Genomic DNA, 24972 nt, shown 5'->3' on the forward strand with positions numbered 1-24972 from the left:
AGCATGGATTCGTTAACGGGAAAAGTAGTGCTGATTACCGGTGCTGGCAGCGGCATTGGCAAAGCAGCCGCGGCGGGATTTGCCGCACGTGGCGCCCAGGTGGTGTTAGTGGGTCGTCGCCAGTCGGTGCTGGACGAGGTCGCAGCAAGCTTGCAGGCGCAGGGCGGCACGGTATGCGCTTATGCCGCAGACATCGCGCAAAAAACCGAGGTTGAAGCGCTGGTGGCGTGGGCGATTGCCGAATTGGGACGCGTCGATATTCTGGTCAACAATGCCGGTAGCGCCAGCAAAACCCTGAACGCGCGCTGGATTGCCGAAGAGGAGTGGGATCAGGTACAGGACGTCAATATGAAAGCGGTGTTCCTGCTGACGCAGGCGCTGCTGCCGGAGATGTTAGCGCGCAAGGACGGCACCATCATCACCGTCTCCTCGCTCGCTGCGCTGCGGCCTAATCTGCTGGGCGGCGCGGCATACGGCGCGGCGAAGGCGGCGGTGCGTAACTTCATGACCTATCTGCACAACACCTTTCGCAATGACGGCATTCGCTCAACCTGCATTCTGCCTGGAGAGGTGAACACGCCGATTATGGATAACCGCGCCAATCCACCGGATCAGGCAGTTCGCGATGGCATGGTGCAGCCGGAAGATGTGGCTGAAGCCATTCTGCTGTGTGCCAGTTTGCCGGCACGTACGGTGGTGGAAGAGTTGATTGTCGCGCCGACTTTCCTGCGCGATCTCTCCGGCGATCTCGAGATCAGCCGCTGGAAAAATGCCCCGGCAATGTGCCAGGCCGAACGTGAAAAACCTGAATAGGACACCTTATGTCGAGCCAAATGTTTAAAGCCGCCGAGGCGGTGTTACGCGTAGAGCGCACTTCGCTGCGGGTGCAGCAACCCGCGTCCAGCGGCGATATGGTTTCACTGGCGATGGGCGAACCGGATTTCGACACGCCGCCGCGGATTGTGCAGGCGGCGGTGGAAGCACTGCAGGCGGGATATACCCATTACGCGCCGTTGCTCGGTGACAAAGCACTGTGTAGCGCGCTGGCGGATGAGGTGTCAGCACAGAGCGGCAAAGCGGTGAAAGCCGGTGAGATCCTTGTCACCCACGGCGGCACCGCCGGTCTGGCGGCGGCGATTCTCTCCATCGTCAATCCTGGCGACCGCGTGGTGATCCCCGATCCCACCTATTCGCTGTACGCGGATTTAGTAAATATGGCCGGCGGCATCTGCGTGCCAATGCCGTGCCGGGCTGATTTGCACTGGGATTTGGATCGGTTGGACCACGCGCTCGACGGCGCGAAACTGTTCGTGTTCTGCAATCCCGGCAATCCCACCGGCATTGTGCACAGCCGCGCGGAAATTGACGCGCTCGGCCAACTGGTGAATAAGCACGATACGCTGGTAATTGCCGATGAAGCCTATAGCGATCTGGTGTTTACCGATCGTCCGTTTACTTCGGTGCTGCACATTGCCGCTTTTGCCGGACGCACGCTGTTCTGTCAGACTTTCTCTAAAAGCTACGCGATGACCGGCTGGCGCGTGGGATATCTGGCGGGGCCAGCGGAGATGATCGCCGCTGCGGCGCGCGTGCACAATACGGTGAACGGATCGGTGAACAGCGCGGTGCAGCGTGCGGCGCTGGTGGCGCTGACGCAGTGTAAAGATGACGTAAAACGTATGTATGATGTCTACCGCCAGCGTCGCGTGCTGATGATGGAAGGATTATCGGCCATTCCAGAGCTAAAACTGAATGAACCAGAAGGCGCGTTTTACTGCTTCCCGGCTTATTCGTTGTCGATTCCGGCGATTGATATGGTATCGCTGCTACGCGAACAAGGCATCGCGGTGCGGCCTGGCAGTGAGTTTGGCGCGGCGGGCGAAGGGCATTTACGCCTCTCTTACGCTGCCAGCAGTGAAGCCATCATTGAAGGTGTGCGCCGTTTGAAGCGCGGCCTGGCCAGTTTCAAGTAACATCAGCAAGTTTGAGGAAGCACACCCACCATGACGGGAAAACCGATGCGCAGTGATACCGAAAGAAACCGCAAGAACCTGATTCAGGCAGCTGCCCGCTTGTTCGAGCGCTCCGAAACCCCGATAAGCATGACGGAAATCGCCTCAGAAGCTGGCGTCTCCGTGGCTACCGCCTATCGTCAGTTTACGTCGGTAGAAGAGGTGCTGAATGCTTATCGTCAGGACGTGGGACAACTGCTGTTGGATTACAGTCTGGAACAATCCTGCAGCGGTTTACTGAAGCTGGAAAAAGTCAGCCGTTACTGGATCAAGCTGGTACGTGAGCGCGGTGCGGCGATGGTGCCGATGCGTAATCGGCGCGGCTATCTGGAACGCTTATGGGAAGGCGCGGAATACCTGCTAGTACAGGCTGACGCGCTGCGACCCGCGCTACGCGAAGCGATGGAAGAGATGGAACTGCCAGATATCGGCGATAAGGCGGTGTTCCTGTGGAATATCCTTTTCGATCCACGTGAAATTTTTGATTTGCTGGACACGGTAGGACTGACGGAAAAACAGGTGGGAACCCAGCTGATGTCGGTTCTGGTTGGCGGTTTACGCGGCTTCGCTACCGCGAATGAGTTTACCGTCGAAGCCAGCCGCAGCAAATAATCCAGGCCGCCTCGCGCGGCCATTTCTCAGCAACATCTAACTATCACATCGCCCTGTGAGGCCATCGTGCGCCCTGCATCCGGCAATAAGGTGAAATGATGAGTGTACTTTCGTATGTTTCAGCAGATAACAATTCCGCGTGGGCGACCTACCTGGCGCAGGTTGAGCGCGTGCTGCCACATCTTGGAGAGCTGGCGCGCTGGGCCGACACGCTGCGTCACCCGAAGCGGGCATTAATCGTTGATATTCCATTAGAAATGGATGATGGCAGCGTGCGTCATTTCGAAGGTTATCGGGTACAACACAATCTCTCACGCGGCCCCGGCAAAGGCGGCGTGCGCTATCATCCAGATGTCACGCTGGAAGAGGTGATGGCGCTGTCAGCATGGATGACGGTGAAGTGCGCCGCACTCAATCTACCGTTTGGCGGCGCAAAAGGCGGCATTCGTGTCGACCCGCGCGAGCTGTCACATAAAGAACTGGAAAGGCTGACGCGCCGCTATACCAGTGAAATCGGCACTATTATTGGACCGCAGCAGGATATTCCGGCGCCAGACGTCGGTACCAATCCGCAAGTGATGGCGTGGATGATGGATACCTGGTCGATGAATGTCGGCACCACCTGCACCGGCGTGGTCACCGGCAAACCTATCCATCTCGGCGGTTCACTGGGGCGTGTGAAAGCGACCGGGCGCGGCGTATTTATCACCGGCAGAGCCATGGCGCAACGCATCGGGCTGTCACTGGAAAACTGCCGCGTGGCGGTGCAAGGATTGGGGAACGTCGGCAGCGTCGCCGCCGAGTTGTTCAGTGAGGCCGGAGCGAGAGTGGTCAGCGTGCAGGATCACAGCGCCACGCTCTACAACGCGAATGGTATCAATATTTCTGCGCTGGTCGCCTGGCAACAGCAGAAGGGCTGCATTGCCGGTTTTAGCGGCGCCACCGCCATCAGCCACGAAGCCTTCTGGGAGCAAGGCTATGACATTCTGATCCCGGCGGCGCTAGAAGGACAAATTACCGCCGATCGTGCCAGAAAGCTGGTCTGCCGCCTGGTCCTTGAAGGAGCAAATGGTCCAACCTTACCCACCGCGGATGACATTTTGCGCGAGCGAAACATCATCGTGGTTCCCGATGTGATTTGTAACGCCGGTGGCGTAACCGTGAGTTATTTCGAATGGGTACAGGACTTCTCCAGCTTTTTCTGGAGCGAGGATGAGATCAACGCCCGGCTGGACCGCATCATGGAACAAGCGCTGCTGGCGGTGTGGGAAAAATCACAGGAAATTGGCGCAACCTTAAGAACGGCTGCCTATGCGGTGGCGTGTGAACGGATTCTGACAGCACGCAAAGAGCGTGGGTTGTATCCGTAAGGATGTGAAGGGGCATCAGTTTGATGCCCCTTCAATGCGTTTTGCGCATTACACAATTAAATCGACGTGTTCGCCGCCTGACATTATGACTCCCAGCGTCAGATCGCCGCTACAGAGCCAGCAATATCTAATTAATGTGCTGACGGCTGCCAGGTGCCAACCTCCTGGGCATTGATCGGTTTCGGCAGCAGCTTGGCGTTATAAAAGGCAGCAGCAAGAGTGAGTGACACGATTATTCGCGAGGTCAGGGCGCGCATGGAAAATCCTTGAAAGTTTATGATTTCAAAATCATAAAGCGCGGCTCTGGCTAAACCAAAACGCATGTTTGCATAAGCTATGCGCAATTGCGCATTACAACTTTGCATCGACGCTCACAGAGTTGGCGCAAGGTACGAGAATAGTCTCAATGACTTAAGCGTTTCCTTCTATATTGACTGAGTGACCCGCGTAAAATTTTGCCCATCAATCAACTGATTCGGAGTGGAAATGCCTGCCAATGATGCCTTTATCGTCAGCCGCATGAATAAAATGGTTTTCACCATGGCGTTAGCTTTACTGGCAACACTCCCGCTTTGGAGCAGTAAAATTTATTACCGCGATGATCTCTATCGGGTGCTGAATGGCAGTACGGAAACCTGGTTAACCAACGGCAGACCGGCGACCTGGATTATGCAATCCATACTCTCATTCGGGCAGAGCGTCAGTGATATCTCGCCGCTAAACCTTATTATAGGATTGCTGGCGTTAAGTATTGCCAGCGTTGTGTTTACCGAGAGGCTGCAAATTCGGCTCGATGGCTATTGGGCATTAATTCCTCCGCTGTTCATTGTTCTGAATCCTTTTTTAACGCAGGTGATGCTCTACTCTTATGACAGCCTAACGATGCTGGTCTCTATTTCCTGCGCGATGATGGCAAGTCAAATAGAGGGAACCCGCCGCTATAAAGCGATTACCTGCTGTGTGCTGTTATTATTGCTGGTTCAAACGCTCTATCAATCCGGCCTGAATATTTACATCGCCTGCATCGCGTTAATTATCTTTTTTCGCGTCTATCACCATCAACCGGTATGGCAATGGCTGATGAGTAAAGTTGCGGCTTTGCTGATTGCGGTCCTGGCCTATAAATTATTTATCAGCTATTTATTACCGGTCAAAATGGATTGGTATACCTCCAAACATTTCTCGTTATTGCCACTTAATCTCGAATCATTGGCGGTGATTCAGACCAGCATAAAACGTTACAGTGAATTCTTTCTTAACGCCTATCCTGCGGCTGCGCTGGTGTTGGTAGTGCTACCGATTGTGATAGCGTTGATCAGTACACTGATTATCAGCTCTAAAATCCGTTCTGAGCAACGTCATGCAAGGTCGGGTAAATGGCTATTGTTGCCTGCGTTTTTTATCGCTGTGTTGGCGGTGCCAGGTTTATCACTGGCGCTAGCGATGCCTCTGTTTGCGCCGCGCATGTTAATGGCGTGGAGTATTACATTATTATTCTGTTTTTATGTGGGCACGCTGGCATTTCCTCGCGGCATAAAACTGTTAGCAGGTTCGAGCCTTATTCTGCTGTGCTACCATTTGGTGTTAATGCTGGTGTGTTTCAATACGGTGGTCAACGATCAGCGGTATCAAATGAGTGTGATGAACCAAATTAAAATGGATTTCTCCTCTTTTCCTGCGCAGGCCATTGACTCAGTCGCCTTTATTGGACAGTTAAATGATGCACCCGACGTAAGAATTAATATTCGTAATTTCCCGATCATCAACCATATTCGGATGAAAATGCTGGGTGAGTCAGAACCCTGGATTTGGCAGGCAATGATGTGGCAAGTCAACTTATCACTAAAAACCGTGGAGGCCAGCGATGAGATGAGAATGATTAAGCCGCGGGAATACCATTCTCAGGGGCCTGATTATGACGCGTTTAAAGATAATAACGTGCTGGTTATCGATTTCAGAAAATCAGGTGGGGTGGTGACAAAGTATATTCAATAGGCGATCTCATCGGTGATGTACGGATGATGAGAGGACGAGTCAACTCATAGCTTCGCCGTTAAGGCACGGAGAGGCTGGCGCAACACCTCATGCAGCGCGCGAATCGCTGGAGAAAACTGTTTACGGTGTGGGCAGATCAGATGCAGCGGGGTACTTTCACCCGGCATCTCCGGCATGACAATCTCCAACCTTCCTGCCAGCACATCCTCACACACATCAATCCAGGATTTATAGGCGATACCCATGCCCGCCATTGCCCAGCGGCGAGCCACTTCGGCGTCATCACACTGCATGCGGCTTTTCACCGTGAGCTGGCGGCGCATGCCCTCCTGCGGAAAGGTCCATTTGTCATAAACATGGCCGCCCATGATGAACAGCAAACAGTGATGGTATTGCGCGATATCTTCCAATTTTTCTGGGCGTCCATGGCGATCGAGATAATCCGGCGATGCCACCATCACGCGGCGATTGTCCTCGGCCAGCGGCAGCGCGACGTAACTGCTGTCCTCCAGCTTGCCGTAGCGAATAGCAATATCCACCGGATCGCGAAACACATCGCTGATTTGGTCGGAGAAAGAGAGACGCACCGCGAGCGCAGGGTGTTGACGACAAAAGTCGGTGATCAGCGGCAGCAAGATGTTGCGACCAATATCGGATGGCAGGGCGATTTTCAGTTCGCCGCTCAGGGCGTCCTCATCGTTTTGCAGGCTGTCGGCGCCCGCATGCATCAGCGCCAGCATCTCCTGCGCATAGGGCAGGTATTTTTCTCCTTCAGCGGTCAGGCGCAGGCTGCGCGTGGAACGGGCAAACAAGCGACGATCTAACTCCCGCTCCAGGCGCTGAATCGCCGCGCTGACCTGCCCAGGTAACAAATTCACCTCACGCGCCGCGCGCGAGAAGCTGCCTAACGCGGCAGAACGCACAAATAGGGTGACATCTTCCAGTCGGATCATCTTCTTTCTAGCCAGGGTAGTCAGCAGGGATTTTCACTCTAAGAGTGAAAGTGTTCACCTGCAACTGGCATTTTTCAATACGCTGCAGCCCGCTATGCTGAGTTCAATTAACGAAACCTGCTGATGAATAAGGATCTGTCCAATGAAAGCCATCGTTTATAGCCAAAACGGTTTACCGATTTCTGATGAAAATGCGCTGTATGAACTCGATGTAGAGAAGCCGGTACCCGGCGCACGCGATCTGCTGGTAAAAATTCACGCGATTGCGGTGAATCCAGTGGATACCAAAGTGCGCGCCGGTGCGCCCACCGATAAGCCGCGCATTCTGGGCTGGGATGCGGTGGGTGTGGTGGAGGCGATTGGCAGCGACGTTACGCTGTTCCAGCCGGGCGATGCCGTGTTTTACGCTGGTGATATCACGCGCGCGGGCAGCTATGCCGAATATGGGCTGGTGGATGAACGCATCGCCGGGCACAAACCACGTTCGCTGAACGAAGCGGATGCGGCCGCGCTGCCGCTGACCTCGCTTACGGCCTGGGAGTTGCTGTTTGATCGTCTGGAAGTGCAGGCCGAAGACAACGCGGCACTGCTGATTATCGGCGCAGGCGGCGGCGTTGGTTCGATGCTGACTCAGCTCGCCAGCAAACTCACTAAACTGACGGTGATTGGTACCGCCTCGCGCCCGGAAACCGCCGATTGGGTACGTTCACTGGGCGCGCATCATGTGATTGATCATCACCGTCCGCTGGGCGAGCAGCTGGCAGCGATTGGCCACCCGGAGATGCGCTATGTCGCCTCGCTCACCCATACCGACAGCTATTTCCCGCAGCTGATTGATGCTATCGCCCCGCAGGGCAAACTGGCGTTAATTGACGATCCAGAAACGCTGGATGCGGTACCGCTGAAGCGTAAAGCCATTTCGCTGCACTGGGAGTTGATGTTTACCCGCTCGCTGTTCCACACCGCCGATATGCAGCGTCAGCATGAAATTCTGCAGCGCATCAGCCAGTTGATTGATGACAAAACCCTGCAAACCACGGCGGGAGAACATCACGGCACGATTAATGCCGCTAATTTACGTAAAGCCCACGCGCTGATCGAGAGCGGACGCGCGCGCGGCAAGATTGTGCTGAGCGGGTTTTAAGCTTTAACCATGCGCAATAAATTGCGCCGCTACAGATAACTGCACGCTGCTGTAGCGGCGCGATTTATCGCGCAATGTCGACACCAGAATTTTATTGATCCGAAAACAAGGAATCTGACATGACACTCAATGATGCCGTTGCCCGTCGTCACACCGTAAAAGCCTTTGCGGGCGGCAAAAATTTACCGCAGGACGAAATTGATACCTTGCTGAACGTTCTGCGCAACAGCCCGTCTTCGGTAAATTCGCAGCCGTGGCACTTTGTCGTGGCATCAACGGCTGCTGGTCGCGAGCAGATGGCAAAATCCACTGACGGCGCGTTCGTCTATAACAGCCCGAAAGTGCTGAACGCGTCGCACGTTATCGCGCTGTGCATGCGTACCGATCTGGATGAAACGCATCTGCAAAATGTGCTGGCGCAGGAAGAGGCTGACGGTCGATTCGCTAAGCCGGAAGGCAAAGCGGGGCAGGATAAGAGCCGCCGCAGCTACGTGGATATGCATCGTTACGAGCAGCGCGATGTGCCGCAGTGGATGGAAAAACAGGTTTACCTGGCGCTGGGTGGTTTGCTGCTGGGCGCGGCGATGTTGGGCATTGATGCCACGCCAATGGAAGGATTTGATCCGCGCGCGTTAGATCAGGCGCTCGGCCTGCGCGAGAAGGGCTTTACCAGCGTGGTGCTGGTGTCGCTGGGTTACCGCAGCGAAGATGATTTCAACGCCGCGTTACCAAAATCACGCTTGCCGCGTGAAGAGATTTTTACCTTCATTTGACGCCGGATTGCCTGTCGTAGGGTGCGCATTGCTGCGCCCCCTTTCGATGGCCGCTCTTACGCTAAGGAAATCGCAGCGTAAAGCGGGTCACGCCATGCTCGCTGTGCACCTCGCAGCTTCCCTGATGCAGGCGCATAATGCTGCGCACAATCGATAATCCCAATCCGCTGCTGCCCTGATGACGCGATGTATCGGCACGCCAGAAACGATCAAAGATGCGCGCCTGCTGTTCGGCACTGAGCGCTGGACCGTGATTTTCCACCATCAGGCTGCTGCCGTGATTAAAAATCCGGATGGTGCTATCGCCATCGCCATAGCGCAGCGCATTGGCCATCAGGTTCGCCAGCGCGCGCTGCAACAGCTGGGGATCGGCGCGCAGTTCGCCGCACAGCGTCATCTCCAGCCGCATTGCCTGCTCTTCCGCCATGCCGTCAAAGTACGCCTGCAACTTCTCACCCAGCAGCGCCAAATCGATGTTTTGCACATCCATCGCCTGGCTGGCATCTTCCGCCTTCGCCAGAAACAGCATGTTGTCGATCATCTTCGCCAGACGTTCCAGCTCCTCATAATTGGAGCCGAGCAGCGCCTGATAGTCGCTGACGCTGCGCGTCTGGCTGAGCGCCACTTCGGTTTGGCCGATCAAGGTGCCGATGGGCGTGCGCAGGTCGTGCGCCATATCCGCTGAGACCTGGCTTAACTGCTGATAGCCGCTTTCGAGGCGGCTGAGCATTTGGTTAAACGCAGCGACCAGCGGCTGCAGTTCTGCAGGCGCCCGCTCGGGCATGCGCTGCGACAAGTGGCGTGCATCAATCGCATCCGCCTGCGCCGCCAAACGCCGCAGCGGAATTAGGCCGCGCCGCACCAGCCAAATGCTGATCGCTGCCACCAGCAATGCCGCCAGCGCGGTGGTGAGGATGATTTGATCGCGATAGCTGTTCAGCGTTTGCGTACGATCGCTCATCAGGCGGCCGGTGATGATTTCAATCTCTCCGCTGCCATCGCGCGTGGGCGTTAGCGCCGCAGCCGAGATAAACGGCGTACCGTCAGCGGCGGCGAGATGATGCACCGACGCAAGCGATAAGGGTTGATCGGCCGCTACCGGCGTAATCGTGGGGATCGGGCGTTGGCCGGGATTGACCACGATCAGCGGCGGCTGGCCGGGAAAGCGCAGCACCAATAGCGACTCGGTATTGCCGAGCATGTTGGCAAACAAGCGCGGCTTCTGCTGAATCAGCGTCACGGCATCTTCATCGCGCAGCAGGGTGCGAATCTGATCGATACGATTGAGCAGCGCCGCATCGTCGCGCACGCCAATTTGCGTCGCCAGCGAGTGATAGAGCGCGAGGCCGCTGAGGGAAAAAATCACTATCACCGTCGCACTCAGCAGCAGCGACAGGCGTGCGGCGAGTGAACGTTGCTTCATGATTCGGCTTCGCAGCGATAACCCACGCCGTGCACGGTATGAATCAGCGGCTGAGCAAACGGGCCATCAATTTTCTGCCGCAGGCGTTTCACCGCCACATCCACCACGTTGGTGTCGCTATCAAAATTCATGTCCCACACGCGCGAAGCAATTAAAGTACGCGTCAGCACTTCGCCCGGATGCAGCATGAACAGGTGCAGCAGGTTGAACTCTTTATTGGTGAGATCGATGCGCTGGCCACCACGCTCGACGCGCCGCTTTAAGAAATCGAGCTGCAAATCGGCAAGCCGCAGAATATCCGGCAGCTTCTGCTGACCGCCGCGCCGCAGCTGCGTGCGCACGCGCGCCAGCAGCTCGGCAAACGAGAAGGGTTTAACCAGATAATCATCCGCGCCCAGCTCCAGCCCTTTGATCCGATCTTCCAGCGTGCTTTTGGCGGTGAGGAAAATCACCGGCGTATGCGTCTGTTTATCCAGCGCCGCCATCACCTGCCAGCCATCCATACCGGGCATCATTACGTCGAGTAAAATCAAATCGTAATGATGCTCCTGCGCATAGAACAAGCCATCCTGACCGTTATCCGCCACATCGACGATAAATCCCGCTTCCGTCAATCCTTTGCGCATGTAATCGCGCGCTTTGGCTTCATCTTCAATCACCAAAATTTTCATGCGCTGCTCCGCGGGACAAAGTTTCAGGGCTGCGCGTGCAGCGCGGCTTGTTCTATCAATTTCGCGACATCATCAGGATGCGATTGATAGACCGAGTGGCTGGCACCGGCAATTTCCACCGTGTGGCTGTGCGCACGTTTGGCATACATGCGCTCCAGATCGGGACTGATGATTTTGTCAGCTTTCGCCACCATGTACCAGCTAGGCTTGGTCTTCCACGCCGGATGAGGAATGTTGGCGGTGAACACCGCCGCGTTAGTTGGCATCTGTGCGTGGGCTTCAAAATCGGCCTGGGCAGCCGGTAAATCGGCAGCGAAATCGCCGTGGTAATTTTCGGGGGCGATAGTCAGATAATCATCACTCGATTTCGCGAACGGATGCGCACTGTTAGGGAATTTTTTGCCATTACTGGCTTCCGTCTCGCCGTTGTCCAGCGCGTGGGCAGCGATATAAACCAGGCCCGCAACTTTATTGTCGTTACCGGCTTCGCTGATGATGGCGCCGCCGTAGCTGTGGCCGACCAAAATCACTGGCCCGTTTTGCTGATCGATAATGCGTCGCGTCGCCGTCACATCTTGCGGAAAGCCCGTCAGCGGCTCCTGCACCAGCGTCACTTTGTAGCCATCATGCGTTAAACGATCGTACACCGGACGCCAGCCGGCACCGCCGACAAACGCGCCGTGCACCAGCACAATGTTGTTCACCGGCTGCGCCTGAGCCTGAGCCGCGCCGCCTGCGATAGCCAGCAGCATGCTCGCTGCGAGAGTCAGTTTGTTCATTTTCATTTGGTTAATCCTGATTGCGAAGGTTGGCCTACAGGATAGGGAACAGGCGCTGACAGCAGGGTGAGCGAGTTATGACAAAAGAATGACATCGACCAAAACGCATATGTCGATCCCGCGCAATCGATCAAAAATTTCGTGAACATCCTCGCATTTTGAATAGTTCCAAAGCGTCACTGCTTGCCAAAAGACAAACTGAGTGTAATTTATCCCATAACTTCACAAATAATCGTGAAGACGGAAAGTACATTACAACCGTCATCAAGGATCCTTCCTCATGTCCGAATTAAAGTTTGCTACACGTTTGAACTCTTTCGCCTCTGGGGCGCACCTTTACTGGCCAGATCTTCAGGGAAAACCTTCTGTTTTACAGATGATTGCGCGTGCAGGAAAAGTGCAGGGGCTCACGCATTTGGACCTCAACTATCCGCAGCACATCACCACGGATATCCACACCATGCGCCAGGCGATTGACGATGCCGGTTTAGCCGTCAACGGCATGCAGATGCGTTGGGATGCGCCGCAGTTCAAAATCGGTGCCTTTACCAACCCGGATGCGAAGATTCGTCGCGAAGCTATCGAACTGACTAAGCGCGGTATCGACGCCGGTCGCGAATTCGGTTCACGTTTAATGACATTGTGGATGGGGCAGGACGGCTTCGATTACTGCTTCCAGGCTGACTACAAAAAGATGTGGGAAGACGCGGTGAGCGCGGTACGCGAAGTTGCGGAATATGCGCCAGATATCGACGTCAGCATCGAATACAAACCCAACGAGCCACGCGCCTACAGCATCTTCCCGAACGCCACTACGTGTCTGCTGGCGGTGGAAGAGGCCGGTTGCGCCAACCTCGGCATTACGCTGGATTTCGCCCACGTGTTGTTTGCTAACGAAATCCCCGCCTTTGCCGCCGCGATGGTTGCGCGCCGTTCGCGCCTGCTGGGTCTGGATCTTAACGACGGCTGGGGCAAACGCGATGACGGTTTGATGGCCGGTTCGGTGAATCCGCGCGCCACGCTGGAATTCCTCTGGCAGATGCAGCGCGACGGTTATCAGGGCGCGTACTACTTCGATACCTTCCCGGATGCCAGCGGTCTGGATCCGATTCGTGAAGCGGAAATCAATATCGCGACGGTGACTCGCCTGCTGAAACTGTGCGAGAAACTCAATAATAATCCGGCGCTGGATGAAGCCATCAGCCGTCAGGATGCGGTGGCATCGCAACAAATTGTCAATGACATCATGCTTGCCCGTTAAGCAAACCAACAACACCAACGTTCCGCGAAAACTATAAAAAGGCTAACACCATGAAAAAACTCTTACTCTCTGCCCTGACCTCAGCGTTGTTGTGCTCCAGCGTTTACGCCGCCACATTAGCGCCGTTGAAATCCGATTCCGAGCCGGATCGCACCGACTGGACGCAACTGGAAAGCAAGTACGGCCCGATGCCTAAAGTCGATGCCAAACTGAAAATTGGTGGCGTGTCGAAAACGTTGACCAATGAATACTGGCGTTCTCTCGGCGAAGGCTATCAAAACGTCGCGAAGAAATATGGTTTCACCGTGGCGTACCAGGCGGCGGCCAATGAGGACGATCAGCTTGGTCAGCTGTCGATTGCCGAAACGCTGATTGCGCAGGGCTTTAATGGCCTGCTGGTCTCGCCGCAAACGGATATCAACCTCGAACCGGCGCTGGAGAGTGCCAGCAGCAAAGGTATTCCGGTGGTGAACGTCAACGATGCGGTGGTGCCAAGCGCGCGGTATTACGTGGGCAACGTGCAGAAAGATAACGGGGCACGCGTGGCGAAATGGTTTATCCAGCACCATCCGCAAGGCGGCAAAGTGGCGGTAATTGAAGGCCAGCCGGGCGTCTATGCGGCAGGCCAGCGCACCGCCGGTTTCAAAGAAACGCTGCAGGCTAATGGCAAGTTCAACATCGTGGCCAGCGTGCCGGCCAACTGGAGCCGTGAGCAGGCATTCAACGCCGCGTCGACCATTTTGCAGCAGCATCCTGATTTGATCGGTTTCTACGCCAATAACGACACCATGGCGTTGGGCGTAGTTGAAGCGGTGAGCGCGCAGAATAAAGCCAAACAAACTGCGGTATTTGGCACCGACGGCATTTCAGATGCCTATGCCTCAATCAAGCGCGGTGAATTGACCGGCACGGTGGATAGCTTCCCGGTGCTGACTGGGGAAGTGGCGACAGAAGTGATCCTGCGTCTGATCGGTGGTCAGAAACTGTCGCGCGTGGTCACCACGCCGCAGGCGCTGATCACCAAAGATAACGCCGAGGCGTTTTCAACCAAAGACAACAACAAACTGCGTCAGTTGCTGGCACAGCAGTAAAACAGGCGGAGAGCGTATGGAACAGTATCGCTTAATGATGCGCAGCATCACAAAAACCTACGGCAGCGCTGCGGCGCTGCAAGAGGTGGACTTTATGGTGCGGCCAGGTGAAGTACACGCGCTCATCGGTGAGAACGGCGCGGGTAAATCGACGCTGCTGAACATTCTTTCCGGTGTACGTCCGGCTGACAGCGGTGAGATTTATGTCAACGGTCAGCAGGTGCAGATGAAGAATCCGTTGAGCGCACGCCATGCCGGCATCGCGATGATTCACCAGGAATTACAGCATGTTCCCGAGCTCTCCGTAGCGCAGAATATGTTTCTCGGTCGCCCGCTGACCACCATGAACGGTTTGTTTGTCGATAAGCGCGCACAGCTGGCCCGTGCGGTGCACATTCTTAAGCAGCTTGACCCGAGCATTAATCCGGCCGAGCCGATTAAGAATCTCAAGGTGTCGCAGCAGCAGATCGTCGAAATTGCCCGCGCGCTGCTGGATGAGGCCAAAATCATTGCCATGGATGAGCCCACCTCGAGCCTGACGCCACGCGAGTTTGACCGTCTGGCTGAACTGATTGCGGATTTGAAATCCACCGGTGTGTCGTTGATTTACGTGTCGCACAAGATGAACGAGATTTTCCAGGTGTGCGACCGCGCCACCATCATGCGTGATGGTCGCCAGGTTGGCGTGGTGAACATCTGCGATGAAACCGAAGAGAGCATCGTCGCCAAAATGGTCGGGCGTAAAATCGAAAAGCTGGAACACCACTCCTGGGCCAGCGATCGTCAGGTGCTGCAGGTGGAAAATGTTACACGCGGCAACGAGATTAAACCGGCCAGCTTCACTGTTTGCGCGGGAGAAGTGCTGGGCATTGCCGGGTTGGTGGGCGCCGGTCGAACCGAGTTACTGAAGCTGATTGCGGGCATCGACAAACGCAGCGCGGGTGAAGTGCGCGTTAACGGCAAAGCGGTGCGCAATCACAATGTCAGCGCCGCCATTCGTGCCGGTATTGGTTTAGTGCCGGAAGATCGTAAGAAAGAGGGCATCATCAAGGCGCGCGCCGTGAAAATGAACATGGCGCTGCCGTCGATGCGCAACTTCACGCTGGGCGGATTGATCCGTAAAGCCAAACTGAACCAGGTGGCGCAGGAGGTGATGTCAGATCTGAAACTGCGCCCGCTGAATATCGAAAAACCGATCGGCACGCTCAGCGGCGGTAATCAGCAGAAAGTGATTATTGGTCGCTGGGTAGCGGCAGATGCAGACGTATTTTTATTTGATGAACCGACCCGGGGAATTGATATCGGTGCCAAGTCAGAAATTTATAATCTGATTGAGAAACTGGCACAACAAGGCAAAGCTATTGTGGTGGTCTCTTCGGAAATGACGGAAATACTGCGGGTGTCCGATCGCGTATTAGTGATGCGCGAAGGAAAAATTACCCGCGAGCTGCAGGGTGCGGAAATTACCGAAGAGAATATCGCGAGCTTTGCGATTAAAGAAATTAAAGAAGCCGTTTAACGCTTATTCTATCAAGGCTAAATTATGATGACGCAAAGTACCACTCAGTCTACGACTGCGCCGTCGGCGCTGCTCAAATTTAATCTGCGCGACGCGGGCACGTTAATCGGTCTGATCATTATCGTCGTAACCTTTTCATTCTTATCGCCAGTATTTTTTACCGTACCAAACCTGCTGAATATTCTGCAGCAGTCATCAATTAACGCCTTAATTGCGTTAGGTATGACGCTGGTGATTATTTCAGGCGGCATTGACCTTTCCGTGGGGCCTACGGCAGCGCTGTCTGCGGTATTAGGTGCCACCATGATGGTAGCGGGCGTACCGGTACCGGTAGCGATTATGGCCACCCTGGGTATTGGCGCACTGTGCGGCGTATTTAGCGGCACATTAATTGCCTACGCGGGATTGCAGCCGTTTATTGTTACGCTCGGCGGTTTATCATTATTCCGTGCCATTGCGCTAATCTATACTGGCGGTAATCCGGTGTTTGGTATTCCGATGGAATTCCGCAGCATTATTAATAGTGCGGTATTCGGTGTGCCGACGCCGATTGTGATTGTGGCGGTGATTGCGCTGCTGTTATGGGTAGTAATGAATAAAACCCCGCTGGGCGAATACATTCTTGCGGTGGGCGGTAATGAAGAAGCGGCGCGCGTGGCTGGCGTACCGGTTAAGCGCACTAAAGTCACGGTGTATATTATTTCCGGCACGCTGGCATCTCTGGCATCGTTAATTCTGATTGGTCGCTTAGGGGCAGCTGAACCCACCATCGGTAATTTGTGGGAACTCGATGCCATTGCGGCGGCGGCCATTGGTGGCGCCTCGCTGATGGGCGGCAAAGGCAGCATTATCGGCACGTTAATTGGTGCCATTATTCTCGGTGCCTTGCGTAATGGCTTGACTCTGCTAAATATTCAGGCCTTTTATCAATTGCTTGCTACAGGCCTAATCATTATCATAGCGATGTTGATTGACCGGGCGACAAGAGGCAGGTAATGAAGCAAGATCCGCGAGCCATTGGCGCTCAAATTCGCATGCGCTTACCGCAACTGACGCCGCTAGAAAGACGCGTAGCAGAAGCGATTATTGCCAGAGCCGACATTAATGAACAAACATCGCTGCAGGAGATTGCTGAGGAAAATGGTGTCTCGCAGGCGATGATTGTGAAAATTACCAAGAAGCTTAACTTTACCGGCTTTCGTAATTTTCGTACCGGGCTGATCTATTATAATCAGTCGGAAGTGGCCGGTTTGCATGCGGAAATTGAGCCGGATGATTCGTCGGAACAATTGCTGGCGAAAGTATTCAGAACCTCGATTCAGGCGATTGAAGAGACCTTATCAATTCTGGATATTGCGCAGTTTAACCGCGCGGCAGATATATTATTTAAAGCACGTCATATTGATCTCTATGCTGTGGGTGGCTCTGCCACAGTAGCGCGCGATTTATCGCATAAGCTACTTAAAATTGGTATTAAATCGACGGCTTATGATGATGCCCATATTATGCTGATGTCGGCAGCGGTATTGTCTGATGATGATGTGGTTATCGCCATCAGCCACTCCGGTGCCACGCGCGCGGTAAATGATCCTATTAAGCTGGCGGCACGTAACGGCGCAAAAATTATTGCGATTACGAATTATGCCGAGTCGCCTATTGCGCAAATTGCGCATGTGGTTCTTACATCAACTTCTCAGGGATCGCATCTGCTTGGCGAAAATGCCGCTTCACGTATCGCGCAGTTAAATATTCTCGATGCGTTATTCGTCGCGATTGCCAAAAAAGATCTTAAGCTGGCAGAAACTAATCTGATGAAAACCCAGCGTGCGGTTCAGGACCTGCGGGACTTTTAAACCATGAACAAAATCATTGTTGCCGGAAGCTTGCATTACGACATTATGCTGGCGGCTCACCATCGCCCGGAAAAAGGCGAAACGGTTATCGGGAGCGGCTGCAGTTATAAATTTGGTGGTAAAGGCGGTAATCAAGCGGTTGCGGCGGCGCGTGCCGGTGTGCCGGTGAGTTTTGTCGGCGCCGTAGGCGATGATACGCAGGGCGAATTTCTCATCAGCGCGCTGCAGGCAGCGGGCGTGGATACCCAGGCGGTGGCGATTTTGACCGGCACGCCTTCCGGTATGAGCGTGGCAATTAGCGATGCCGAAGGGGATTACGGCGCGGTGGTGGTGTCGAATGCCAATCTGCATATTGATGTCGCGGCGTTGAACGCGGAGTTGTGGCGCGATGCCGGTATGCTGGTGCTGCAAAATGAGGTGCCGGCCAGCGTGAATGTGCAACTGGCGCAGCAGGCGCAGCAGCGGGGTATTCCAGTGTGCATCAACGCGGCTCCGGCACGTGACATCGCGCCGGAACTGGCGGAGTGCGTACAGCTGCTGATCGTCAACGCGGTGGAAGCGCGTGATATGTGTCAGATCGCGGTAACCGACCTGGCGTCGGCCTGTGAAGCGGCGCAAACGCTGGCGCAGCGTTTCCCGCAGGTGATCGTTACGGCGGGGGAACACGGGCTGGCGCTGTGTGAAGCGGGCGGTACGGCGTTTAGCATCGCGGCCATTCCGGTCAAGCTGGTGAGTACGCATGGCGCGGGCGATTGCTTCGTCGGGGTGCTGAGTCAGGCGCTGCTGGCGGGCCTCAGTTTGGCGGATGCAGCAGACAAAGCCAATCAGGCGGCAGCTGAACACGTTTCTCGTCCCGTCGCCGCCTGATGCGCGCTATCTCCGGCATTAAGTTTCTCTTACTGCCGGAGATAAAATCACTTAACTCCTTCTGTTTAATAAGAAATTCATCTGCACACTAACCCTCTTTTTAGTGGTGACATTGTTTCCATCATGTTATTAACTCTGCATGCTGTTGTGAATTTACCTGCCTGCCGGAGATAACAATGAACAAAAAGCTGTCCTTCGCGTTACTGCTTTCCCTGAGCGCTTTCAGCCATGTGGCGTTTGCCGAGCAAACCTTGCGCTTCGGTGTTGATCCCACTTTCCCACCGTTTGAATCCAAAGCCAGTGACGGTTCGCTGCAGGGCTTTGATATCGATCTCGGCAACGCGATTTGCGCCCAGGCCAAGGTTAAATGCCAGTGGGTGCAGATTGGCTTTGATGGCAGCATTCCGGCGCTGCAAGCGAGGAAATTTGATGCCATTCTCTCGGCGATGTCGATGACCGAGAAGCGCCGCGAGCAGGTGGCTTTTAGTGACATGCTCTACATTACGCCGAGTGCGCTGCTGACACCGGCAAAAAGTCCGCTGACTGGTGACATCAAAGCGTTACGCGGTAAAAAGATTGGCGTGGCACAGGGCACCATTCAGGAAACCTATGCTAAAGGGAAGTGGGCGACGCAAGGGGTGAACGTGGTCTCATACCCGAACCAGATGGAGATCTATCCGGACCTGGTCGCCGGTCGTCTTGATGCCAGCCTGGCGAATGCGGTCTCGGCTGAGCAGGGTTTCCTCAGCACGCCGGAAGGCAAAGATTACGTCATCAGCGCCACGCTGGTGGATAAAGAGATCCTCGGCAACGGCGTGGGCATTGGACTACGCAAAGGCGATGAGGCCAACCTTAAACTGATCAATAGCGCATTGGCCGAACTGCACAGCAACGGCACCTACGATCAACTGGCTCAGAAGTATTTTAAATTCAAGGTCTACCCGTAATCAGAAGGCGCGGCCATTGGAACGGTGCGCATTAATGCGCACCCTACAATTCCCGTTGGCTCGCTATTTATGGCGACCTCGCCGCAAACCGCACCATGCTGGTCAGATCAATCCCGGCCGCGATTAATTAGAGCAAGATCAATCATGCCTGACTTACCTCACTACACTACCCAGCGCGCGCGTTTTCTTGCCGCCGTCAGACGCCATAACGGCGCATTAACCTCTTACCCCCATCCGTTACCCGGACCGCAAGGTGAAGAGTTGTTTACCGATGTTGCCGTCATCGGTGCTGCTAACGCTGCAAAGCTGATGCTGGTGATCTCCGGCACCCACGGCGTGGAAGGGTATTACGGCTCCGATTGTCAGATTGCCTGGCTGGATCTGTTCAATCTCACCTCGCTGCCCGCTGATACCGCGATTGTCATGCTGCATCTGCTGAATCCCTGGGGTGCCGCGCACCTGCGGCGCGTCAATGAAGACAACATCGACCTTAACCGTAACTTCATCGATTTCTCACAACCTGCGCCGGCGAATCCTGATTACGCTGCGTGGCACGGCATCTATCACGGCGAGCGCAGTCACGCCGATCAACTGCTCGCGCAAACGCTTAACCATGCCGGTTGGCAGGCCGTCAAACGCGTGGTGGAAGCGGGACAATATGTCGCGGCGGACGGCTTCTTTTACGGCGGTCAGCAAGCCAGTTGGTCATACCGCACCCTGCAAAGCATTATCGCTAACCATTTGTCGCAGGCGAAAACCGTTATTAGTTTCGATTTGCACACCGGCGCGGGCGCGTGGGGACATCCGATGCTGCTGTCGATTGCCGAGCAGCGTTTCGCTGCGCACGACTGGGGCAAAGAAATATACGGCGAATGGCTAACGCTGCTGTTTACCGGCGCAGGTCGCGATAGTGAAACCGGCGTGACCGCCACTGCCACCGGTTATCTGTCGCAATTTTTACTCACCGCGTTACCTGAGGTGCAGATTTTGCCGCTGGTGGTGGAGTGCGGAACCTATCCCGGCGAAGAGATGCATCGCCGCGTGCGCGACGATCACTGGCTGCATCTGCAAGGCGATCCCGCCAGCGAGCCAGGGCGGGTGATCAAGCAGGCGTTAGTGGAGGGATTCTGGCCCGCCGATGCCGACTGGCGGGCGCTGGTGGCGTTTCGCACTCAGCAGATCTTTGTGCGCGGCTGGCGTGCGTTGCTGGCGACGTTATAACCGGCCATAAAACGTCATACGTGCGGTTTCCGATAGCGCAATACCCGGCGCGGTGTTATAGGCCAGCACCGCCAACATGCGGGTGATATCGCCTTCGGTAGGCGTGACGCGATGCAGTGAATTTCGTCCGCGGAACAGCACCAGATCCCCGGCGTCAATCGCCAGCGCCTCAACCGGATGGCGCTGATCCAGCACCGCCGCCACACCGTCAAAGTTCATCTCACCGGCATCGGCGTTGCGCAAATCCTTCACATACTGGAACACCGCCCCCGCGCGCGGTTTTTGCAGCAGCAGGGTGATGGCGAACGAGGAGTTATCGAAGTGCCAGCCCAGTTCCTGGCCGTCGGGCGCGTAGTGCAGATTGATCGACGAGAGCGGATCGGCATACGGATAAAGCGCCTCTTCACCGAGCACGTCGCACAGGAAGCTTTTGAACAAGGCGTCATTGTAGAGCTGACGCAGCGGCGAATCGCTGCCAATCACATCATCGGTGATGCAGCCTTTGGTGCTGATGACATCACGGTTGCGCGGATGCTCGTCACTGAAGCTTTCATCCTTTTTCAGCAAATAGACGTTGTGTTTGCTGGCGGTGTGATAAGCCAGATGGCGCTGCGCATCGCCTTCGGCAATGATAGTTTGCAGCGCTGCGGGCTGTAAGAACTGGCGCAACACGAGCGCGCCGTGCTGGTTAAGTTGCTCGCGGCAGGTGCGGCGCCAGTCGGCGTCGGCCAGCGGATGCAGATCGAAACGAATCAAGGCAGACATAGCAGCAGTTCTCATTGTTTACGGGTGGGTAATCACTGTAACTCGCTGATATGTTAGTGCGTAACGATAAATATTTAACACCCTGCTAAGGAAACCTTAATGCCTGCGCAATCACCGCGTTTGCCAAAAATCAGCGTCATTCATTCGTTTAAAGTGGCGGCGGAGTTAGGCAGCCTGGCGAAAGCGGCGGCGCAGCTGGCGTTAACGCCTGCCGCCGTCAGCCAGCAGATTCGTCAGTTGGAAGAGCAGTTGGGCAGCGTGCTGTTTGTGCGCACCCAAAGCGGCGTGATGCTGACCGATATCGGCAAAGAGTATTTGCGCTACGTCACCGAGGCGTTCGACATTCTGCATCTCGGCCAGCAAAACCTGCGCCATGCGGCAGCGGCGCCAAAGCTGACGCTCTATTCATTGCCGGCTTTAGCATCGAAATGGTTGCTGCCCAACATTGCCCAGTGGCGCCAGCAGTGCCCCGGGATCGATTTATCCCTGCACGGCACGCATACGCAGGTAGATTTCAACGCCACGCCGGCTGATTTTGTCATCTGTTTTGGGGAAGATCGTTATCCACAACTCGATAAGCAGCTGCTGTTCCGCGACGAGGTCGTGCCGGTCGCCAGTCCGGCGCTGCTGCAACGCTTTGCCGGGCAGGACGTTCTGCAGCAGGCGCCGCTGATTCATCTTGATTGGGGCAACGAAGGGCGTTTCTTGCCTGACTGGCGCAGCTGGTTTCAGGCTAAAGGGATTGACGATCCGCCGCCGCAGCCGTCGTTCAGCTTTAATCTGACTTCGCTGGCGATTGATGCCGCCGTGGCAGGCGCGGGCTTGCTGCTCGGTCAGCGCCGATTAATTTCTGCCGAACTGGCGCGCGGTGATTTAGTGATGGTCGATCCACTCAGCCTGCCGCTCAGCAAACCCTATTTCCTTGCCTGGCCACAGCGCTCGCTCAGCCAGCCCGGCAGCGATGCGCTGATCAACTGGCTCACGGCGCTTTCAAGTTAAAAAACTGTTAACAAATTCATCTTTCTCTGCATAGGTTTGCAGTAAGCTGTTGCGCTTTGCAGTAATGGCTCGAGGAAAGGGAGTTCAGTCGTGACCTCAGATCTCAATTTTTGGCTCACCGCGCTGGTGGTTGCTATCACCATTGTGCTGTGGGCCAGCGCGCGTTTACCGGAATACGTTACCGCGCTGCTGTTTTTTGCCGCGGCGATGCTGTTAAAACTGGCGCCTGCCAGCAGCGTGTTCAGCGGTTTTGCATCGTCGGCATTTTGGCTGGTACTGAGCGGTTTTGTGCTGGGTGCGGCGATCCGTAAAGTCGGCCTCGCGCAGCGTTGGGCCAACTATTTAGTGGTGCCGTTGAGCCAAAGCTGGCCGCGCATGGTGGCGGGAACGGTACTGCTCACGTATTTACTGGCGTTTGTCATGCCCTCGAATATGGGCCGTATCGCGCTGCTGATGCCGGTGGTACTGGCGATGGGCGAACGCGCGGGGATCAAAGCGGGCAGCCGCGGCAGCATCGGTCTGGCGCTGGCCGTCGGATTTGGCACCTTTCAGCTCTCCGCCAGTATTCTGCCCGCCAACGTGCCGAATCTGGTGCTGAGCGGGGCGGCAGAAAGCGCGTATCAGCTACATCTGCAGTGGTTGCCGTGGTGGCTGCTGCACATGCCGGTGGTTGGCATCGGCAAAGGGTTGCTGTTGATTGGCTGCCTGCTGTTGCTATTTCGTGCCAAACCTCTGGCGGTGCTGCAGCGCGATCGATTAACCGCGTTAAGCCGCAGCGAATGGCGATTAATCGGCCTGCTCACGATCACCTTGTTGCTATGGATGACCGACAGCGTGCACGGCCTGCCAGCCGCCTGGGTCGGATTGGCGGCGGCCTGTATTTGTCTGCTGCCGCGCGTCGGTTTTATCTCCGGCGAGGATTTCGCCAGCGGCGTGAACTTCCGCACCTGTATTTACATCGCCGGGATACTTGGCGTTGCCACGCTGGTAGTGGATTCCGGTTTGGGGCGCATGATTGCCAACGTGTTGCTCAGCGTGCTGCCGTTGCAGGATCACCCTTCGTTCGGCAATTTTGCCGTGCTGAATGCGCTGGTGTCGCTGATGAATTTTGTACTTACCGCCAATGGCGTACCGGCGATGGTGACGCCGATGGCGCAAGAGCTGGCGCATGCATCCGACTTTCCGCTGCTCACCATCATCATGCTGCAGGTGTTTGCTTACGCCACGCCTTTGCTGCCTTACCAGGCATCGCCGGTGGTGGTGGCGATGGGCTTAGGTAACGTGCCGGCCAAAGCCGGTTTGCAGCTGTGCGCGCTGATCTTCCTGTTCAGCGTGCTGCTGCTGTTACCGCTGGATTACCTGTGGTTTCGGCTGCTAGGCTATGTCTGAATTTTCTCGCTGAGATGCTGTATGCCAGCCAATAACGATTGGGTTGATTTTCGTCGTGACGACGAGACCGGAATTGAGAGCGTGAACGCGCATTTTCGCGGGCACGCTTACGATCCGCACGATCACGATGAACTGCTGGTGGGCGTTACGCAGCAGGGGTTACAACGTTTCAACTGCCACCGCGCGCTGCACACCAGCACGCCTGGCCGGGCGATATTGATTGAGCCGGGCGCGGTGCATGATGGGCACGCGCCGGACGCTGAAGGTTTCACCTATGTAATGCTCTATCTGCCGCAGCGTTGGGTGGCGGAGATGATGCAGCGTCGCGGCTTGGGCGATGTGTCGCAGATTGAAGGCGCTTTCCGCCACACGCTCACCGACGACGCGCTGCTGGCGAGTACGATTCAGCAAGCGTGGTTTGCGGTGCATCAGGGCGAAGGGCGGCTGGCGCGCGATCAAAGCCTCGATCATCTACTTACCCTGCTGTCGCGCCATCTGGACACCAAGCCCAGCGTGCAGCACAGCGAAGCCATGCGCCAGATGCAGCTGCTGCGCGACTATCTGCACGATTTTATGGCGCAGGATATTGGCCTGGATGATCTCTCGCGCCTCTCCGGCATCGATCGTTTTCGTCTCACACGTCAATTCAAACAGGCATTTGGCCAATCCCCGCACGCCTATCTGGTACGCCTGCGGTTGCGCAGCGCGCGCGCGTTACTGGCGCAGGGTATTGAACCGGTGCAGGTGGCGGCGCAGGTGGGATTTGCCGATCAAAGCCATCTTGGCCGCTGGTTTCAGCGTGCCTATCGCATGACGCCCGCCGCCTATCAACGCCAGTGCACAAACGTTCTATACGCTTCCCTGCCAGCTCTTAGATGATAAGGTTTTTGTTGTCATCGGAGAGTTGTTACAGATGTTTGATACTAAAATCGCCCTGATCGTACGTGATGATTTAGCCACCTGGCAGCGCCTGAACGTGGTGGCATTTCTCGCCACCGGCGTGGCCTCCGCCGCACCTGAAATGATGGGCGCACCCTATGTTGATGCCAAAGAGCGTCAGTACGGCAATATGGCCGGTCAGCCGATGCTTGTGTTTGCCGGTGATTTAGCGGGATTACAGCGCGCGCATCGCCAGGGGCTGGAGCGTGAATTAACCCTCATTCCGTATGTGGAAGCGATGTTTTCCACCGGGCACGACGCGGCCAACCGCGCAGTGTTTAAGGCGGAGGACGCCGATAATCTGAATCTGGTGGGTATCGCACTACGCGGCCCGAAGAAGGCGGTGGATAAGGCGATTAAGGGACTGGCGTTGCACGGTTAGTGCGGGG

Annotated in this window: 25 protein-coding genes; 19 read left to right on the forward strand and 6 right to left on the reverse strand. The window is 55.7% G+C overall.

Annotation, left to right across the window (positions count from 1 at the left end; genetic code table 11):
- Positions 1-3: 3 nt before the first annotated feature.
- From WH298_RS23325 to WH298_RS23340, 4 genes are all read left to right on the forward strand, one after another.
- Entirely contained in the window at positions 4-813 is an 810-nt protein-coding gene (locus WH298_RS23325) for an SDR family oxidoreductase (RefSeq protein ID WP_180824236.1), read from the forward strand.
- Between the two features lie 8 nt (positions 814-821).
- The gene (locus WH298_RS23330) at positions 822-1973 is read left to right on the forward strand and encodes a pyridoxal phosphate-dependent aminotransferase (RefSeq protein WP_180824237.1); all 1152 of its coding nucleotides are present in this window, start codon (positions 822-824) and stop codon (positions 1971-1973) included.
- A 30-nt stretch (positions 1974-2003) separates the two neighbouring features.
- Positions 2004-2624 carry a TetR/AcrR family transcriptional regulator gene (locus WH298_RS23335; protein WP_082204297.1) on the forward strand — a complete coding sequence of 207 codons (621 nt, stop codon included), beginning with the start codon at positions 2004-2006 and terminating at the stop codon, positions 2622-2624.
- A 98-nt stretch (positions 2625-2722) separates the two neighbouring features.
- Positions 2723-3994 (forward strand): Glu/Leu/Phe/Val family dehydrogenase, encoded by a 1272-nt coding sequence (locus tag WH298_RS23340; protein ID WP_180824238.1) that lies wholly within the window; start codon positions 2723-2725, stop codon positions 3992-3994.
- 131 nt (positions 3995-4125) lie between these two features.
- Here the strand turns inward: WH298_RS23340 and WH298_RS23345 are convergent, their stop codons facing one another.
- On the reverse strand, positions 4126-4359 hold the full coding sequence (locus WH298_RS23345) for a hypothetical protein (protein WP_180824239.1): 234 nt from the start codon (positions 4357-4359) through the stop codon (positions 4126-4128).
- A 121-nt stretch (positions 4360-4480) separates the two neighbouring features.
- Here WH298_RS23345 and WH298_RS23350 point away from each other — a divergent pair, with 121 nt between their 5' ends.
- Positions 4481-5989 carry a glucosyltransferase domain-containing protein gene (locus WH298_RS23350; protein ID WP_180824240.1) on the forward strand — a complete coding sequence of 503 codons (1509 nt, stop codon included), beginning with the start codon at positions 4481-4483 and terminating at the stop codon, positions 5987-5989.
- 44 nt (positions 5990-6033) lie between these two features.
- On the opposite strand, the gene WH298_RS23355 is transcribed toward WH298_RS23350, so the two are convergent.
- On the reverse strand, positions 6034-6942 hold the full coding sequence (locus tag WH298_RS23355) for a LysR family transcriptional regulator (RefSeq protein WP_180824241.1): 909 nt from the start codon (positions 6940-6942) through the stop codon (positions 6034-6036).
- 142 nt (positions 6943-7084) lie between these two features.
- On the opposite strand from WH298_RS23355, the gene WH298_RS23360 reads away from it, so the two are divergent.
- Together WH298_RS23360 and nfsB are read left to right on the forward strand one after the other, a co-directional pair.
- Positions 7085-8086 carry a zinc-binding alcohol dehydrogenase family protein gene (locus WH298_RS23360; protein ID WP_180824242.1) on the forward strand — a complete coding sequence of 334 codons (1002 nt, stop codon included), beginning with the start codon at positions 7085-7087 and terminating at the stop codon, positions 8084-8086.
- Positions 8087-8205: 119 nt separating this feature from the next.
- Positions 8206-8859, forward strand: a complete 654-nt coding sequence (gene nfsB / locus WH298_RS23365; protein ID WP_180824243.1) for an oxygen-insensitive NAD(P)H nitroreductase — start codon at positions 8206-8208, stop codon at positions 8857-8859.
- Between the two features lie 61 nt (positions 8860-8920).
- Here nfsB and WH298_RS23370 read toward each other — a convergent pair whose 3' ends face one another.
- From WH298_RS23370 to WH298_RS23380, 3 genes are read right to left on the reverse strand one after another with little or no spacing between them, the layout of a single operon-like run.
- Positions 8921-10282 carry a heavy metal sensor histidine kinase gene (locus WH298_RS23370; protein ID WP_180824244.1) on the reverse strand — a complete coding sequence of 454 codons (1362 nt, stop codon included), beginning with the start codon at positions 10280-10282 and terminating at the stop codon, positions 8921-8923.
- Entirely contained in the window at positions 10279-10953 is a 675-nt protein-coding gene (locus tag WH298_RS23375; protein WP_009128303.1) for a heavy metal response regulator transcription factor, read from the reverse strand. Before WH298_RS23375 ends, WH298_RS23370 begins: the two co-directional genes overlap by 4 nt.
- Before the next feature lie 23 nt (positions 10954-10976).
- Positions 10977-11738 carry an alpha/beta hydrolase gene (locus tag WH298_RS23380; RefSeq protein ID WP_180824245.1) on the reverse strand — a complete coding sequence of 254 codons (762 nt, stop codon included), beginning with the start codon at positions 11736-11738 and terminating at the stop codon, positions 10977-10979.
- Positions 11739-12012: 274 nt separating this feature from the next.
- On the opposite strand from WH298_RS23380, the gene WH298_RS23385 reads away from it, so the two are divergent.
- From WH298_RS23385 to WH298_RS23420, 8 genes are all read left to right on the forward strand, one after another.
- On the forward strand, positions 12013-12993 hold the full coding sequence (locus tag WH298_RS23385) for a TIM barrel protein (RefSeq protein WP_049852831.1): 981 nt from the start codon (positions 12013-12015) through the stop codon (positions 12991-12993).
- Between the two features lie 50 nt (positions 12994-13043).
- Positions 13044-14084, forward strand: coding sequence for a sugar ABC transporter substrate-binding protein (locus WH298_RS23390; RefSeq protein ID WP_009128323.1), 1041 nt, complete (start codon positions 13044-13046; stop codon positions 14082-14084).
- A gap of 16 nt (positions 14085-14100) precedes the next feature.
- On the forward strand, positions 14101-15603 hold the full coding sequence (locus tag WH298_RS23395; RefSeq protein WP_180824246.1) for a sugar ABC transporter ATP-binding protein: 1503 nt from the start codon (positions 14101-14103) through the stop codon (positions 15601-15603).
- A 24-nt stretch (positions 15604-15627) separates the two neighbouring features.
- The gene (locus WH298_RS23400) at positions 15628-16599 is read left to right on the forward strand and encodes an ABC transporter permease (protein WP_049852833.1); all 972 of its coding nucleotides are present in this window, start codon (positions 15628-15630) and stop codon (positions 16597-16599) included.
- The gene (locus tag WH298_RS23405) at positions 16599-17456 is read left to right on the forward strand and encodes a MurR/RpiR family transcriptional regulator (protein WP_009128328.1); all 858 of its coding nucleotides are present in this window, start codon (positions 16599-16601) and stop codon (positions 17454-17456) included. Before WH298_RS23400 ends, WH298_RS23405 begins: the two co-directional genes overlap by 1 nt.
- 3 nt (positions 17457-17459) lie before the next feature.
- On the forward strand, positions 17460-18323 hold the full coding sequence (locus tag WH298_RS23410) for a ribokinase (protein WP_180824247.1): 864 nt from the start codon (positions 17460-17462) through the stop codon (positions 18321-18323).
- 176 nt (positions 18324-18499) lie between these two features.
- Positions 18500-19270 carry a transporter substrate-binding domain-containing protein gene (locus WH298_RS23415; protein WP_009128330.1) on the forward strand — a complete coding sequence of 257 codons (771 nt, stop codon included), beginning with the start codon at positions 18500-18502 and terminating at the stop codon, positions 19268-19270.
- A gap of 144 nt (positions 19271-19414) precedes the next feature.
- Entirely contained in the window at positions 19415-20491 is a 1077-nt protein-coding gene (locus WH298_RS23420; protein ID WP_180824248.1) for a DUF2817 domain-containing protein, read from the forward strand.
- Here the strand turns inward: WH298_RS23420 and WH298_RS23425 are convergent.
- On the reverse strand, positions 20486-21256 hold the full coding sequence (locus WH298_RS23425; RefSeq protein WP_009128333.1) for a 2OG-Fe(II) oxygenase: 771 nt from the start codon (positions 21254-21256) through the stop codon (positions 20486-20488). The genes WH298_RS23420 and WH298_RS23425 overlap by 6 nt on opposite strands.
- A 99-nt stretch (positions 21257-21355) precedes the next feature.
- On the opposite strand from WH298_RS23425, the gene WH298_RS23430 reads away from it, so the two are divergent.
- The 4 genes from WH298_RS23430 to WH298_RS23445 all read left to right on the forward strand — a co-directional run bounded on the left by WH298_RS23430 (position 21356) and on the right by WH298_RS23445 (position 24965).
- Entirely contained in the window at positions 21356-22255 is a 900-nt protein-coding gene (locus WH298_RS23430; protein ID WP_180824249.1) for a LysR substrate-binding domain-containing protein, read from the forward strand.
- Between the two features lie 90 nt (positions 22256-22345).
- Positions 22346-23644, forward strand: coding sequence for an SLC13 family permease (locus WH298_RS23435; protein WP_180824250.1), 1299 nt, complete (start codon positions 22346-22348; stop codon positions 23642-23644).
- Positions 23645-23665: 21 nt separating this feature from the next.
- Positions 23666-24523 carry an AraC family transcriptional regulator gene (locus WH298_RS23440; RefSeq protein WP_180824251.1) on the forward strand — a complete coding sequence of 286 codons (858 nt, stop codon included), beginning with the start codon at positions 23666-23668 and terminating at the stop codon, positions 24521-24523.
- Between the two features lie 34 nt (positions 24524-24557).
- Positions 24558-24965 (forward strand): DUF2000 family protein, encoded by a 408-nt coding sequence (locus WH298_RS23445; RefSeq protein WP_180824252.1) that lies wholly within the window; start codon positions 24558-24560, stop codon positions 24963-24965.
- Positions 24966-24972: the final 7 nt, after the last annotated feature.

Origin of the sequence: Pantoea nemavictus, from assembly GCF_037479095.1 — a bacterium.
GTDB classification, from domain to species: Bacteria; Pseudomonadota; Gammaproteobacteria; order Enterobacterales; family Enterobacteriaceae; genus Pantoea; species Pantoea nemavictus.